The organism is Raoultella sp. (assembly GCF_039594335.1).
GTDB lineage: Bacteria > Pseudomonadota > Gammaproteobacteria > Enterobacterales > Enterobacteriaceae > Klebsiella.
On the sequence record NZ_JBCNNS010000114.1, the window covers coordinates 1 to 14,226 of the forward strand.

The 14,226-nt window shown below is 54.5% G+C and carries 15 protein-coding genes; 7 read left to right on the forward strand and 8 right to left on the reverse strand.

Going from position 1 to position 14,226, the window contains the following annotated elements:
* The 5 genes from ACZAHD_RS17375 to rpoE all read right to left on the reverse strand — a co-directional run.
* Positions 1-266: GTP-binding protein (locus ACZAHD_RS17375; RefSeq protein WP_462457884.1), on the reverse strand; the 266-nt coding region annotated here is incomplete at its 3' end.
* A gap of 188 nt (positions 267-454) precedes the next feature.
* The gene (rseC, locus tag ACZAHD_RS17380; protein WP_462457885.1) at positions 455-934 is read right to left on the reverse strand and encodes a SoxR-reducing system protein RseC; all 480 of its coding nucleotides are present in this window, start codon (positions 932-934) and stop codon (positions 455-457) included.
* Positions 931-1,887, reverse strand: coding sequence for a sigma-E factor regulatory protein RseB (rseB, locus tag ACZAHD_RS17385; protein ID WP_462457886.1), 957 nt, complete (start codon positions 1,885-1,887; stop codon positions 931-933). The genes rseC and rseB overlap by 4 nt, the downstream gene beginning before the upstream one ends.
* On the reverse strand, positions 1,887-2,537 hold the full coding sequence (gene rseA / locus ACZAHD_RS17390; RefSeq protein WP_462457887.1) for an anti-sigma-E factor RseA: 651 nt from the start codon (positions 2,535-2,537) through the stop codon (positions 1,887-1,889). Before rseA ends, rseB begins: the two co-directional genes overlap by 1 nt.
* Before the next feature lie 31 nt (positions 2,538-2,568).
* On the reverse strand, positions 2,569-3,144 hold the full coding sequence (rpoE, locus tag ACZAHD_RS17395) for an RNA polymerase sigma factor RpoE (RefSeq protein ID WP_004866461.1): 576 nt from the start codon (positions 3,142-3,144) through the stop codon (positions 2,569-2,571).
* Between the two features lie 420 nt (positions 3,145-3,564).
* On the opposite strand from rpoE, the gene nadB reads away from it, so the two are divergent.
* Positions 3,565-5,184, forward strand: a complete 1,620-nt coding sequence (nadB, locus tag ACZAHD_RS17400) for an L-aspartate oxidase (RefSeq protein WP_462457888.1) — start codon at positions 3,565-3,567, stop codon at positions 5,182-5,184.
* Here the strand turns inward: nadB and trmN are convergent.
* A complete protein-coding gene (trmN, locus tag ACZAHD_RS17405; RefSeq protein ID WP_462457889.1) occupies positions 5,169-5,906 on the reverse strand; it encodes a tRNA(1)(Val) (adenine(37)-N(6))-methyltransferase TrmN in 738 nt (245 codons plus the stop codon). The two genes, nadB and trmN, sit on opposite strands and share 16 nt — an antisense overlap.
* 131 nt (positions 5,907-6,037) lie before the next feature.
* Between trmN and srmB the strand changes: the two genes are divergently transcribed.
* Complete coding sequence (gene srmB, locus ACZAHD_RS17410) at positions 6,038-7,363, forward strand: ATP-dependent RNA helicase SrmB (RefSeq protein ID WP_462457890.1); 1,326 nt, start codon at positions 6,038-6,040, stop codon at positions 7,361-7,363.
* 53 nt (positions 7,364-7,416) lie between these two features.
* On the opposite strand, the gene grcA is transcribed toward srmB, so the two are convergent.
* Positions 7,417-7,800 carry an autonomous glycyl radical cofactor GrcA gene (grcA, locus tag ACZAHD_RS17415; RefSeq protein ID WP_462457891.1) on the reverse strand — a complete coding sequence of 128 codons (384 nt, stop codon included), beginning with the start codon at positions 7,798-7,800 and terminating at the stop codon, positions 7,417-7,419.
* A gap of 316 nt (positions 7,801-8,116) precedes the next feature.
* Here grcA and ung point away from each other — a divergent pair, with 316 nt between their 5' ends.
* The gene (ung, locus tag ACZAHD_RS17420; RefSeq protein WP_462457892.1) at positions 8,117-8,806 is read left to right on the forward strand and encodes a uracil-DNA glycosylase; all 690 of its coding nucleotides are present in this window, start codon (positions 8,117-8,119) and stop codon (positions 8,804-8,806) included.
* A gap of 66 nt (positions 8,807-8,872) precedes the next feature.
* Here the strand turns inward: ung and ACZAHD_RS17425 are convergent, their stop codons facing one another.
* Positions 8,873-9,943, reverse strand: coding sequence for a tRNA/rRNA methyltransferase (locus tag ACZAHD_RS17425; RefSeq protein WP_462457893.1), 1,071 nt, complete (start codon positions 9,941-9,943; stop codon positions 8,873-8,875).
* A gap of 203 nt (positions 9,944-10,146) precedes the next feature.
* Between ACZAHD_RS17425 and trxC the strand changes: the two genes are divergently transcribed.
* From trxC to ACZAHD_RS17445, 4 genes are all read left to right on the forward strand, one after another.
* The gene (gene trxC / locus ACZAHD_RS17430; protein WP_462457894.1) at positions 10,147-10,572 is read left to right on the forward strand and encodes a thioredoxin TrxC; all 426 of its coding nucleotides are present in this window, start codon (positions 10,147-10,149) and stop codon (positions 10,570-10,572) included.
* A gap of 70 nt (positions 10,573-10,642) precedes the next feature.
* A complete protein-coding gene (locus ACZAHD_RS17435) occupies positions 10,643-11,341 on the forward strand; it encodes a tRNA-uridine aminocarboxypropyltransferase (protein ID WP_462457895.1) in 699 nt (232 codons plus the stop codon).
* A 35-nt stretch (positions 11,342-11,376) separates the two neighbouring features.
* The gene (locus ACZAHD_RS17440) at positions 11,377-14,034 is read left to right on the forward strand and encodes a bifunctional acetate--CoA ligase family protein/GNAT family N-acetyltransferase (protein ID WP_462457896.1); all 2,658 of its coding nucleotides are present in this window, start codon (positions 11,377-11,379) and stop codon (positions 14,032-14,034) included.
* A 114-nt stretch (positions 14,035-14,148) separates the two neighbouring features.
* Positions 14,149-14,226 (forward strand): hypothetical protein (locus ACZAHD_RS17445; RefSeq protein WP_462457897.1); only part of this gene is annotated, 78 nt, incomplete at its 3' end.

The window sequence follows — 14,226 nt, forward strand, 5'->3', positions numbered from 1 at the left end:
GACACCTCATAAGAGAAGTCAACGTGCCCCGGAGTATCGATAAAGTTCAGCTGGTAGGTTTCGCCGTTGTTCGCCTTGTAATCCAGGGTGACGCTTTGCGCCTTAATGGTGATGCCACGCTCACGTTCCAGATCCATGGAGTCCAGTACCTGGGCTTCCATTTCACGATCGGAAAGGCCACCGCAAATCTGGATGATACGGTCAGACAACGTCGATTTACCGTGGTCGATATGAGCGATGATTGAAAAGTTACGTATATTCTTCATATTTTAGAGTTAATTATGCCTTACGCGTATCATGAGGCCGCTGTTCTGTGCCTGACGTTTTTTAATCCGAAAACGCCGCATTCTACACTACATCCGCGAAACCAGGAAATGCTCTTACCAGCAGCAGAACCGTAGCAAATGATGTGTTCTGGCGGGGGTAATAAATCAAAAAATAAAGGCCAGTGGAATCACTGGCCTGGTTCTGAAGATGGTGTCTCTACGCGCACCAAATCTGGCGGCAGGCCCACGCTAATAATAACTGGCTGCCACGACTGGCGGGCGGCTAATCCGGGCGAAAGCCCGCGCGCCACCAGAAATCCACCAACGCCGCCGAGTAGCGCCCCACACAGCGAAGCGAAATCATTTGCAAACAAAACCTGAAAAACAGACGCCATGATAAACAGCCCAACCAGCGGCGCCATATAGACTAAAACCGCCGAGCCCAGCAGGCTGCTTTCAGCAATCCCCAGTTCGACTTTTTGCCCGGCGGACAGCGGCTGTTCGCTGGGAACGCTGATCGTGTGGCTGGTTTGCGGCCCCAGCTTGTTCAGCACCCGACTGCCGCAACCGGCGCGCGAGGCGCAACTGCTACACGACGCTTTGACGTCACAGTGCACCTGCGCCATACCGTTATGCCAGGAGACGACCGTGGCCCATTCTTTAATCATTGCACTGTCCCGAATTTGATGCTGTCAGAGATGCGTTTAGCCGTTTGCGGCGGCAGCTCGCCAACCACGGTTATCTCGGCGTTATCACGTACTGTCGTGCTCACGGTACGACGCCCGGTACGCAGCAGTTGATCGCTGCTGCTTGCCGATGCGCGATTCACGTTAATCGAGAAGCTAAACAGCCCATCTGAGTACAGGCGAGATTCAACCGGACCATCAAATGTCGGCAAACGACGCTGGCTGCTGGAGACTTCGGAAACACCCTGCGGCAGCCAGGCGGGCGCCCAGTTGAAGTTGGCTTTATCGCCCCCTTCCGGCACCGACAGCTGGGGAGGCAGGCTGGCTTTCGCCAGGGTCTCCATACTGCTGCTAACTTTGTCGCCAACGTTAAAGGAAACGACCCGGAACTGCTCCAGCGTTTCCCCGTCGCGATCGAGCAAATCAACGCGCATAGGCAATTTGGTTTCCGCATCCAGCCAGACGATATAGCTATAGCGCGTCCCGTCCCGCGCGACAACACGAATCACTTCACATAGCCGGTCAGCAATGCGAGTGCGTCCGACGGAGATAAAGTCGTAGTAGGCAGCCAGTCGCTTAAAGTCGGTGTAGGCCAGCGAAGGTAATGAATCGACGATATAGTCGCCATTCAGCGTGAACGGATCGAGTCCCGGCTCAAAATAGCTGATTTCATTGCCACGCAGTACAACCTCCCGGCGTGGGCCGTCGAGTTGTAAAAGCTGGGCAAGAGGTTGATTGTTCAGCCGAGCGTGACGATAACGCAACGACTCAACGCCCTGTTTGTTAATGCTGACGAAAGACAGCTCATAATTGAGGGACTGGCTGGCCAGGTTCATTTGCTGCAACAACGCCCCGGACGATGTATCAGCCGAGGCGTTGACAGAGAAGAACAGGCTGCCTGCCATGAGCGACATGGCACACCAAAGTTGCTTCATTACTGCGATTGCGTTCCTAAAGTTTGATAGCCTGGCACCTGAACAGCGGCTTGCTGAGTCTGGGCCTGACCAAACTGAAGCTGTTCTGCATGCAGGCGACGCTGCAATTCATAGTCCTGCAGCATAGCATTAATACGACGGCGCTGTTCTTGCACCTGAGCCTGCTGGCCGCTCCCTGCGGAAGCATCAGCCGGCACACCAAGACTTACCGGGCTGGCTTTACCCATCATCGGCATTGTGTTGAAAACAGGCGCTTCGGGCTGCTGAGCGGATTCGCTATGACCATTATACTGCTGGACACCGACGATAACAGCAAGCGAAACGCACGCCGCAACACCCATCTGAGTCAGTGAGCTGACCCACGGGCGGACCTTCTGCCAGAAAGGCATCTGACGCCACTGATGTGGTGCTGGCTGAGATTCAGGAATAAGCGGCACCGCCTGACGAACGGGCTCGTTCTCAATGGCGGCCATCACGCGGGCTGAGATATCAAAATGGAGCATCTCAGCGGTATCGCCTCGCAGCGAATCACGGATGAGATGGTAAATCTCCCAGGTCTTTTGCATTTCAGAAGAACGGCTCAGCTCATTGAGCAGCTCGTTATCCAGCGTTTCACCATCCATTAAGGCCGAAAGTTTTTCTTTCTGCATGCCTGATACCCTTTTCAGTATTCCGCTATCGTCAACGCCTGATAAGCGGTTGAACTTTATTATCAATAGCTTCTCGTGCCCGGAATATGCGCGAACGTACCGTTCCTACCGGACAATCCATGATAGCGGCTATCTCTTCATAGCTCAGGCCATCCAACTCCCGCAACGTAATTGCCATACGTAAATCTTCCGGGAGTGATTCAATGGTACGAAAAACTATTTGTCTCAGTTCTTCTGACAACATTAAGTTCTCAGGGTTCGAAATTTCTTTCAGCGCCCCACCACTTTCGAAGTTTTCTGCCTCGTTGGCGTCAACATCGCTGGATGGTGGGCGGCGTCCCTGAGCTACCAGATAATTCTTGGCCGTGTTTACGGCGATGCGATATAACCAGGTATAAAAAGCACTATCCCCCCGGAAGGACTCCAGCGCGCGCCATGCTTTTACGAACGATTCCTGAACAACGTCAGGGATATCGCCCGGTGGCACATAGCGGGAGACCAGGCTCGCGACCTTATGCTGATAGCGCACCACCAGCAAGTTAAACGCTTTCTGATCTCCTTTCTGGACCCGTTCGACGAGGACCTGATCCGTTAACTGCTCGCTCATCCGAGGTAATGTCTCCCCAAACCCAATTCCCATGCGTCTTCAAAGCACTACCCAATCACTGCAATATGAGCAAGCAGACGATTGGAGTGTCTGAAAACAATAAAGTTCCATTACGCCTTTGATTTTGTCTGGCAATGGCGGACGATTTGTTATCTCTCATTATATGTCCCGCAACTCAACGCCAGGTAAGATGATGAAGAAAAAGCGTAAGGTCCGCCAGAAGGGTAACGTAACCTCGTTTTTATTTCACTATAAAATCTGAAGCTAACGACCTGCTTCGCAAATATTTTCTTTCGTTTACACTGCTCCGCCCCAGCCGCTTATGTTTAGTTTCCACAACGGTCAGTAAAAAAAATGTACGATTTATCACGACCTGGTGCTATTGTGGCAAAAATGTGTTTAGTAAATTAAACAAAGGCTATGAATACGACTCCTGACTTCTCCTGTGATGTGCTGATTATCGGCAGCGGCGCTGCCGGTTTGTCCCTTGCGCTCCGTCTGGCGGAGCACAGCTCCGTCACCGTACTGAGCAAAGGCCCTGTCAGCGAAGGTTCCACATTCTATGCGCAGGGCGGCATTGCCGCCGTTTTTGATGAAACCGACAGCGTGGAATCTCACGTTGAAGATACGCTCATCGCCGGGGCTGGCCTGTGCGATCGCCATGCGGTCTCTTTCGTCGCCAGCAACGCCAAACCTTGCGTGCAATGGCTTATCGATCAGGGTGTACTGTTTGATACTCAGACTCAGGCCAACGGCGAACAGAGCTACCACCTGACCCGTGAAGGCGGTCATAGCCATCGCCGGATCCTCCATGCAGCCGATGCCACCGGTAAAGCAGTGGAAACGACGCTGGTTGGCCAGGCGCTCGCACACCCGAATATTCATATTCTGGAGCGGAGTAACGCCGTCGATTTGATCATTTCCGATAAAATCGGCCTGCCGGGGACCCGTCGTGTGGTGGGCGCCTGGATCTGGAACCGAAATAAAGAAAAGGTTGAGACCTGCAGCGCGAAATCCGTCGTACTGGCCACTGGCGGGGCAGCGAAAGTCTATCAGTACACCACCAATCCGGATGTCTCTTCCGGCGACGGCATTGCTATGGCCTGGCGCGCTGGCTGTCGCGTGGCCAACCTCGAATTCAACCAGTTTCACCCCACCGCCCTGTACCACCCGCAGGCACGCAATTTCCTGTTAACCGAAGCATTACGCGGCGAGGGCGCATACCTGAAACGCCCGGACGGTACCCGGTTTATGCCCGATTTTGACGAACGTGGCGAGCTGGCCCCACGCGATATCGTCGCCCGCGCGATTGACCATGAGATGAAACGCCTCGGCGTCGATTGTATGTATCTCGATATCAGCCATAAGCCTGAAGCCTTTATTCGTCAGCATTTCCCGATGATTTACGAAAAACTACTCGGCCTGGGTATCGATTTGACAAAAGAGCCCGTACCGATTGTCCCCGCCGCCCACTATACCTGCGGCGGCGTGATGGTTGATGACAACGGACGTACTGATGTTGACGGCCTGTATGCGATTGGCGAAGTGAGCTACACCGGGCTGCACGGAGCCAACCGCATGGCGTCAAATTCGCTGCTCGAATGCCTGGTCTACGGCTGGTCCGCTGCCGAGGATATTCTCCAGCGCCTGCCGCTGGCCCAACCGGTTAATGATCTCCCTTCCTGGGATGAGAGTCAGGTTGAAATCCCCGATGAACTGGTGGTGATTCAACATAACTGGCACGAGCTGAGATTATTGATGTGGGACTATGTGGGGATTGTCCGCACCACTCGCCGGCTGGAGCGTGCGCTACGACGAATTACCATGTTGCAGCAGGAGCTCGACGAATATTACGCCCGCTTTCGCGTATCGAACAATTTGCTGGAGTTGCGCAACCTGGTACAGGTGGCCGAGCTGATCGTTCGCTGCGCAATGCAGCGTAAAGAGAGCCGTGGGCTGCACTATACTCTGGATTACCCGCAACAACTTGCGGATAGCGGCCCGTCAATTCTGTCACCAGTGGCTCACATAAAGAGGTAGAAATCCTGGGTCAGAGCAGTAAACCCTTCGGAGTATTGCTGCTCAGGCCCACGGATAATCAGCCGATCGCTAAAACACTCTCCCGCGGTCGGCGAGAAAGCCAGCAGTACGCGATGCGGCGGGCGCATTTCCATTTCTGCGACATCGGTGCGTAAACGCAGATGCCAGCCCATAGTTTGGGCGCGTTGAACAAACGCATTACCAATATCCACCGGTAACACTACGCAGAAAAAACCCTCTTCGGTGATCGACTCCGCGGCGCAGGTTAACAGCGTGATGTGATCGAGCGTCGTCGTATATCGCGCCTGTTCGCGCTGCGAGGTTGCACAAGGCACTCCTTCTGTAAAAAAAGGCGGGTTGCTGACAATCAGTTCATAACGTCGGGTTTGCGCAGGCTGCCACTGTTGAATATCCCCCTGATGTACCTGGATACGCGCCCCCCACGGCGAGGTCACCACGTTTTCGCGCGCCTGCGCTGTCGCCTCTTCATCAAGTTCTACCGCATCCAGCATGACCCGGTCGTCGGTTCGCTGAGCCAGCATTAACGCCAGCAAACCGCTACCGGTCCCGATATCCAGCACGTGTTTTACCTGCACGATCGGCGACCACGCGCCTAGTAAAATGCCGTCGGTGCCCACTTTCATCGCACAGCGGTCGTGAGCAACAAAAAACTGTTTAAACGTAAAACCATTGCGCGGCAGCGCAAACTTCGACTGAGACATCCTGAATAACCTTGCAAACAAAAACTCCTGAGCCTGAAGCTATGCACAATACCGGAGAACAGATAGCCTTACAAACAGATGAACATTATGCCCGTAACGTCTATAATCGTCGGTCCACTCAGAGGTAGATCATGACTGTAACGACTTTTTCCGAACTTGAACTCGACGAAAACCTTCTGGAAGCCCTCCAGGAAAAAGGTTTCACACGCCCGACAGCCATTCAGGCCGCCGCTATTCCGCCTGCGCTTGATGGCCGTGACATTCTGGGTTCAGCCCCGACAGGTACCGGTAAAACAGCGGCGTATCTGCTGCCAGCGTTGCAGCACCTGCTTGATTTTCCGCGTAAAAAGTCGGGGCCGCCGCGTATTCTTATCCTGACGCCGACCCGTGAGCTGGCGATGCAGGTTGCCGACCATGCCCGTGAGCTGGCCGCACACACCCATCTGGACATTGCCACGATTACCGGCGGTGTCGCCTACATGAACCACGCGGAAGTGTTCAGCGAAAACCAGGATATCGTGGTCGCCACCACCGGCCGACTGCTGCAATATATTAAAGAAGAAAACTTCGACTGCCGGGCGGTCGAAACGCTGATCCTTGATGAAGCGGATCGTATGCTGGACATGGGCTTCGCTCAGGATATTGAGCACATTGCCGGTGAAACCCGCTGGCGTAAGCAGACTATGCTGTTTTCCGCGACCCTCGAAGGCGATGCCATTAAGGACTTTGCCGAGCGCCTGCTGGAAGAGCCCGTTGAAGTCTCCGCCAGTCCCTCCACGCGCGAACGTAAGAAAATTCATCAGTGGTACTACCGTGCCGATGACATTAAGCACAAAACTGCGCTACTGGTTAACCTGCTGAAACAGCCGGATGCAACCCGCTCTATCGTCTTTGTCCGTAAGCGCGAGCGCGTTCATGAACTGGCTTCCTGGCTGCGCGAAGCGGGGATCAATACCTGCTGGCTGGAAGGCGAAATGGTGCAGGCAAAACGTAACGAAGCCATCAAGCGGATGACCGACGGTCGTATGAATGTGCTGATTGCAACAGACGTCGCTGCCCGTGGGATAGATATTGCGGACGTGAGCCACGTTTTCAACTTTGACATGCCGCGCACGGCTGATACCTATCTGCATCGTATCGGACGCACCGGTCGCGCGGGGAAAAAAGGCGTTGCCATTTCCCTGGTTGAAGCTCATGACCATCTGCTGTTAGGTAAAATCGGCCGCTATATTGACGAGCCGCTTAAAGCGCGCGTTATTGATGAACTGCGCCCGACAACCCGCGCACCGAGCGAGAAGCAGACCGGTAAGCCGTCCAAAAAGGTACTGGCTAAACGCGCCGAGCAGAAAAAAGAGAAAGATAAAGAAAAACCACGAGTGAAGAAACGTCACCGCGACGCCAAAAATGTTGGCAAGCGTCGTAAACCAAGCGGCAGTGCGGGTGAAAATCAGCAGTAACAAAAAAACGCCGGGATATCCCGGCGTTTTTATATTTATATTAAAGCGTCGACTTACAGGCTTTCAGTAAAGGTACGAGCGATAACGTCACGCTGCTGTTCTGGCGTCAGGGAGTTAAAGCGCACCGCGTAGCCAGAGACACGGATAGTCAACTGCGGGTATTTTTCCGGATGTTCAACCGCATCCAGCAGCGTTTCACGACGCAGCACGTTAACGTTCAGATGCTGGCCGCCTTCTACACGGACTTCCGGTTTCACATCGAGCGGAATTTCGCGGTATTCGATTTCACCCAGTTTTTTGACCGCAACCACGTCATCTTCAGCAAAGCTCCCTTTTGCACACAGGCAGCGGGCCTCGCCTTTTTCGCTATCCAGCAGCCAGAAAGAGTTCAGCAGGTCGTCGTTTGCAGCTTTCGTAATTTGGATACCAGTAATCATTTGATGCCTCCCTTAGGCAATATTTATTCGTCTTTTTGGCCCATTCCCGGCCAATTGGTAAAACCATTGTTGTCTGAGTGTATGTATATCAGCCAAACAACCGGCATTCATTGACTTAAATCAACAAAAACCACTCAATAAAAATGGGTATAGAGGGATATTATTGTTTTACATCAAGTTACGCCAGAGGCCATGTAAAATATTTTTGTAAATTTTCAATTTATTTTGCATGCAAAACGTCAGTCTGGCGCCGTGGATTTTGTTATGCAGAAAGAAGCAGTTAAGCTATAGCGATGACACTTTGCAGGAGAGCAAGATGACCCCTCCATTAACCTGGCACAACGTGCTGGCGGAAGAGAAGCAGCAGCCCTATTTTGTGAATACCCTGAAAACCGTTGCCGCAGAGCGCCAGTCGGGCATGACGATTTATCCGCCGCAAAAAGATGTCTTCAATGCCTTTCGTTATACCGAACTTGGCAATGTCAAAGTGGTTATTCTTGGTCAGGACCCTTATCACGGCCCCGGACAGGCGCACGGTCTGGCCTTCTCCGTACTACCGGGAATTCAGACGCCGCCGTCGCTATTAAATATGTATAAAGAACTGGAAGGGACGATCCCGGGATTCAACCGTCCGACGCACGGTTATCTGGAAAGCTGGGCGCGACAAGGGGTGCTGCTACTCAATACCGTCCTGACGGTGCGGGCGGGTCAGGCCCATTCACATGCCAGCCTTGGCTGGGAAACCTTTACCGACAAGGTCATTTCATTGATCAACGAACATCGGGAAGGGGTCGTGTTTTTACTGTGGGGCGCCCACGCGCAGAAAAAAGGGGCAATTATCGACAGGCAACGTCATTGCGTGCTAAAAGCACCGCATCCTTCGCCGCTTTCCGCCCATCGCGGCTTCTTCGGTAGTAATCACTTTGTCCAGACTAATCAGTGGCTGGCCGAGCGCGGCGAGTCCGCCATTGACTGGATGCCGGTATTGCCAACCGGGGATGCCTAGCCTCCTCCTTTCGCGGAAACAAAAATGCCAGCATCACGCTGGCATTTTTTCAGTTGAACCCAACCATCAGGCCTTGTTCTGACGCCACCACTCGGCCAGCAATACGCCGGTCGCCACGGAGACGTTCAGGCTTTCGACATTGCCGGTACCTTCAATGGCCACATTCAGATCGGCACTGGAGATAGCCGCATCAGACAGGCCGTCGCGCTCCTGGCCTAATGCCAGCACCATTTTCTTCGGCAGCTCAGCCTTATGCAACGGCGTGCCGTTGTGGCTGGAGGTCGAAACAATAGCGTAACCTGCGTTGCGGAACTGCTCGAGAGTGTCGATAAAGCTGTCGCCGGTGATCGGCTCGACGTGCTCTGCACCGCCTTCTGCGGTACGGATTGCCGCACCAGATTCCAGCATGCCGGCATCCTGCACCACCACACCTTTCACGCCAAAATGCGCGCAGCTACGCATGATCGCACCGAGGTTGTGCGGGTTACCGACATCTTCCAGCGCTAGCACGCAATCTTCAGCATCGGCTCTGGCGACCCACTGAGCCACCGAGGTACCGTTACGTTTCTTAATCAGGAAGCACACGCCACCGTGATGCTCGGTACCAGAAGCTTTTGCCAGTTCAGCTTCATCAACCACATGATAAGCTTTGCGGTTGGCCGCCATCCAGCGCAGCGCCTCTTTGAAACGCGGCGTGACACTCTGTACAAACCAGGCGCGAACAATCGCTTCCGGACGGCTCTGAAACAGCGCCTGACAAGCATTCTCCCCGTACACGCGGGTCTCTTCCGCGCGCTGACGACGTAACACTTCCGGATCGATAAAGCTTTTACCGCTGATCCCGCCGTGATCTGGCTTCACTGATGCATCATCGTTTGGCGCACGCGAGACGGTACGCCACGGAGAAGAGCTGTCGCGATCGAAATCATCACGTTTACGATCGTCACGTTTGCGGTCTTCACCGCGGCTGTTACGTTCGTCGCGAGCAGGGCGGCTACGGCCGTCAACACGAGATTTTCCTGGGCGCCCTCCCCCTTTCCCGGTACGCGGGTTGTGGGTGCGTCTGTCAGAATCATCATCACTGCGGACATACATCACTTTGACCTTGCCGCTTTTATTTTTCAGTTCGTCGCTCATCAATTTTCTCCACCTGCGCTGCGCGAAGCGCGAAGATTACCCGATGTGTCACCGCTGCGCCATGATTTCGTTTAAAAGATAGGGTCTATCGTATTCATCGAACAAAACACATTGTTGTTTAATAGCAGCTAATCGATAATATGTAACATTAAAGAAACAAATCGGCCACGCGCCACGCTGCAACCCATAACCAGAGGTTAGTTATGAATACCGTTTGTGCCAGTTGTCAGGCTCTGAACCGCATCCCCGACGATCGTAGCGCCGATGGCGCTAAGTGCGGACGCTGCGGCCACGATCTTTTTGATGGCGACGTAATCAACGCGACCGGGGCAACGCTGGATAAACTACTTAAGGACGATCTGCCTATTGTTGTCGATTTCTGGGCGCCATGGTGCGGTCCTTGTCGTAATTTTGCGCCGATCTTTGAAGACGTCGCGGAAGAACGCAGCGGCAAGATGCGCTTCGTCAAAGTGAATACCGAAGCCGAACGCGAGCTGAGCGCGCGTTTCCGCATCCGCAGTATCCCAACCATTATGATCTTTAAAAAAGGCGAAGTCATCGACATGCTTAACGGTGCGGTACCGAAAGCGCCGTTCGACAGCTGGCTGAATGAAGCCAACGCGCAGTAAACCTGGCGGGGCACAGCTTGTGCCCCTTTTTCACCTCTGCGACAATGGCGTTTTTTCTTAGCGACACTTTATGATTGATAACGCCGTCCTTCGCCTTCGCGCCGAACGTCTCGCTCGCGCGACCCGACCTTTTCTCGCACGCGGTAACCGAATCCATCGCTGCCAACGCTGTCTGTTACCGCTGAAGCAGTGCCTGTGCGCGACCCTGACGCCAGCAACTGCCGCCAGTCGTTTCTGCCTGGTGATGTTCGATACCGAGCCGATGAAGCCGAGCAATACCGGACGCCTTATTGCCGACATCCTGCCGGACACGGAAGCCTTTCAATGGTCGCGAACCGAGCCACCGCAGGCGTTACTCGATCTGGTCGCCAACCCGAATTACCAGCCTATGGTGGTTTTCCCGGCCTCTTACGCAGGAGCGGAACGCCAGGTACTGAGCGCCCCGCCGACGGGGAAACCGCCGCTGTTTATCATGCTCGACGGAACCTGGACGGAAGCGCGAAAAATGTTTCGCAAAAGCCCGTACCTTGATGCGCTGCCAGTCATATCAGTCGATCTGTCGCGCATTTCGGCCTACCATCTGAGAGAGGCCCATGCGCAGGGGCAGTACTGTACCGCGGAAGTTGCCATTGCGCTGCTCGACCTTGCTGATGACCGGACAGCCGCGTGCGCGCTCGAGGACCATTTTAGCCTGTTCCGTACCCGCTATCTGGCGGGAAAAACGCAGCATAAGGGCAGCATCACAGCACAAATGGCAGAAAGCGTTTAAAATCATTCGGTCACTGGGGATCAAAGGAGACCGGTATGAGCCAACGAGGCCTGGAAGCACTGCTGCGGCCAAAGTCGATCGCCGTCATTGGCGCATCAATGAAACCACAGCGTGCCGGTTATCTGATGATGCGTAACCTGCTGGCCGGGGGATTCAACGGCCCGGTCTTACCCGTCACTCCGGCCTGGAAAGCCGTTCTGGGCGTACTGGCCTGGCCGGCCATCGACAGTCTGCCCTTCACCCCGGACCTGGCCGTGCTCTGCACCAACGCCCGGCGAAACCCCGAGCTGCTAGACGCGTTGGGGAAAAAGGGGTGCAAAACCTGCATTATTCTCTCCTCCCCGCCGGAACAATATCCCCTGCTGCTGGAATGCGCCGCACGCTACCAAATGCGCCTGCTTGGCCCCAACAGCCTGGGCCTGCTTGCGCCCTGGCAGGGGCTGAATGCCAGCTTTTCACCGGTACCGATTCATCGCGGCAAACTGGCGTTTATCTCCCAGTCCGCCGCGGTTTCCAATACCATTCTTGACTGGGCGCAGCAGCGCGAGATGGGCTTTTCTTATTTTATTGCCCTTGGGGATAGCCTGGACATTGATGTCGACGATCTCCTCGACTTCCTTGCCCGCGATAGTAAAACCAGCGCCATTCTGCTCTATCTTGAACACCTGAGCGACGCCCGGCGTTTTGTGTCCGCGGCGCGCAGTGCATCGCGTAATAAACCGATCCTGGTGATCAAAAGCGGCCGCAGTCCCGCCGCGCAAAAGCTGCTCCACGTTAATTCGGGTATGGATCCGGCCTGGGACGCTGCGATTCAACGGGCAGGCTTACTGCGCGTGCAGGATACTCATGAGCTCTTCTCTGCGGTTGAAACCCTCAGCCATATGCGCCCGCTACGGGGTGAGAAATTGATGATCATTAGCAACGGTGCCGCCCCTGCGGCGTTGGCGCTAGATGAACTGTGGCTACGAAACGGCAAGCTTGCCACCCTCAGCGAAGAGACCGGTGAAAAACTACGCCAGGCGCTGCCGGGCGGTATCGGTATCGCTAACCCACTGGATCTTCGTGACGATGCCAGCAGCGAACACTATCTTAAGGCGCTGAACGTTCTGCTGGATAGCCAGGATTACGACGCCCTGCTGGTGATTCATTCCCCCAGCGCCGCTGCACCGGGAACCGAAAGCGCCCTGGCCCTGATCGACGCGCTGAAACACCATCCGCGCGGTAAATATGTCACGGTACTGACGAACTGGTGTGGCGAATACTCTTCTCAGGAAGCTCGCCGCCTGTTCAGCGATGCAGGCTTGCCAACCTACCGCACGCCGGAAGGAACCATTACCGCTTTTATGCACATGGTGGAATACCGGCGTAACCAGAAGCAGCTCCGGGAGACGCCGGTTCTGTCAGATATGGTGACCGCCAATACTGCAGAAGCCCATATGTTGTTGCAACAGGCGATTCACGAAGGCGCCCGTTCGTTAGACACCCATGAAGTGAGTCCGGTATTGCACGCTTACGGGATCCACACCTTACCAACCTGGATTGCCGCCGACAGTGCCGAAGCAGTGCACATCGCCGAGCAAATTGGCTACCCGGTGGCGCTGAAACTGCGCTCGCCTGATATTCCGCACAAATCGGAAGTTCAGGGCGTGATGCTCTATTTGCGCACCGCCGTGGAGGTGCAACAGGCGGCGGATGCGATTTTCGACCGCGTCAAAATGGCCTGGCCCCAGGCACGTATTCACGGTCTGCTGGTACAAAGTATGGCCAACCGCGCCGGTGCACAGGAGTTGCGGGTCGTCGTTGAGCACGATCCGCTGTTCGGCCCGCTGATTATGTTGGGCGAGGGTGGCGTCGAATGGCGCGCAGAAGATCAGGCCGCCGTCGCCCTCCCGCCGTTAAATATGAATCTTGCCCGTTATCTGGTGATCCAGGCGATCAAAAGTAAGAAGATCCGTGGCCGCAGCGCACTACGCCCGCTGGATGTTTCTGGCCTGAGCCAGCTTCTGGTCCAGGTATCGAATCTAATCGTCGATTGTCCGGAGATCCAGCGGCTGGATATTCACCCACTGCTCGCTTCAGGTAACGAGTTCACCGCACTTGACGTCACGCTGGCCCTTGCCCCGTTTACTGGCGACAGCGAGAGTCGGCTGGCCATCCGCCCTTATCCGCAGCAGCAGGAAGAGTGGGTGGTGATGAAAAATGGCGAGCGCTGTCTGTTCCGCCCAATCCTTCCGGAAGATGAACCGCTGCTTCTGGCCTTTATCGGCCAGGTAACGAAAGAAGATCTGTACTATCGTTATTTCAGCGAAATCAACGAATTTACGCACGATGACTTAGCCAATATGACGCAGATCGACTACGATCGAGAAATGGCATTTGTTGCCGTCCGCACCAGCGCCGAAGGCAATGAGATCCTTGGCGTAACGCGAGCCATCTCCGATCCTGACAACATTGATGCGGAATTTGCCGTACTGGTTCGTTCCGATCTAAAAGGGTTAGGTTTAGGCCGGAGGCTGCTGGAAAAGCTGATTGCCTACACCCAAAGCCACGGTCTGCAACGGCTAAATGGCATTACCATGCCCAATAACAGGGGCATGATCGGTCTTGCCAGGAAGCTGGGGTTTGCGGTTGATATTCAGCTGGAGGACGGGATTGTGAGTTTGTCCCTGCAATTGGTACCACGACAATCATAAACTGGCGACCGCAATTGTTGACCACATTCGCGAACAGTAATGTTATTATTGCCCGCTTACGTCGTCTGCATGGTACAGAAGACCCTTCAATAAACAGAGAAGAAACGCACTGTGATGTTGTCAAAATTTAAGCGTAATAAACATCAACAACACCTTGCCCAACTCCCTAAGCTTTCTCAGTCAGTTGATGAT

What these genes read in the sequence shown, in the direction of transcription:
- grcA (WP_462457891.1), bottom strand. Translation starts at nt 7,800, where the DNA reads ATGATTACTGGTATCCAAATTACGAAAGCTGCAAACGACGACCTGCTG.
- trxC (WP_462457894.1), top strand. Translation starts at nt 10,147, where the DNA reads ATGAATACCGTTTGTGCCAGTTGTCAGGCTCTGAACCGCATCCCCGAC.
- nadB (WP_462457888.1), top strand. Translation starts at nt 3,565, where the DNA reads ATGAATACGACTCCTGACTTCTCCTGTGATGTGCTGATTATCGGCAGC.
- rseC (WP_462457885.1), bottom strand. Translation starts at nt 934, where the DNA reads ATGATTAAAGAATGGGCCACGGTCGTCTCCTGGCATAACGGTATGGCG.
- rseB (WP_462457886.1), bottom strand. Translation starts at nt 1,887, where the DNA reads ATGAAGCAACTTTGGTGTGCCATGTCGCTCATGGCAGGCAGCCTGTTC.
- ACZAHD_RS17440 (WP_462457896.1), top strand. Translation starts at nt 11,377, where the DNA reads ATGAGCCAACGAGGCCTGGAAGCACTGCTGCGGCCAAAGTCGATCGCC.
- srmB (WP_462457890.1), top strand. Translation starts at nt 6,038, where the DNA reads ATGACTGTAACGACTTTTTCCGAACTTGAACTCGACGAAAACCTTCTG.
- ACZAHD_RS17435 (WP_462457895.1), top strand. Translation starts at nt 10,643, where the DNA reads ATGATTGATAACGCCGTCCTTCGCCTTCGCGCCGAACGTCTCGCTCGC.
- ung (WP_462457892.1), top strand. Translation starts at nt 8,117, where the DNA reads ATGACCCCTCCATTAACCTGGCACAACGTGCTGGCGGAAGAGAAGCAG.
- rpoE (WP_004866461.1), bottom strand. Translation starts at nt 3,144, where the DNA reads ATGAGCGAGCAGTTAACGGATCAGGTCCTCGTCGAACGGGTCCAGAAA.
- ACZAHD_RS17425 (WP_462457893.1), bottom strand. Translation starts at nt 9,943, where the DNA reads ATGAGCGACGAACTGAAAAATAAAAGCGGCAAGGTCAAAGTGATGTAT.
- rseA (WP_462457887.1), bottom strand. Translation starts at nt 2,537, where the DNA reads ATGCAGAAAGAAAAACTTTCGGCCTTAATGGATGGTGAAACGCTGGAT.
- trmN (WP_462457889.1), bottom strand. Translation starts at nt 5,906, where the DNA reads ATGTCTCAGTCGAAGTTTGCGCTGCCGCGCAATGGTTTTACGTTTAAA.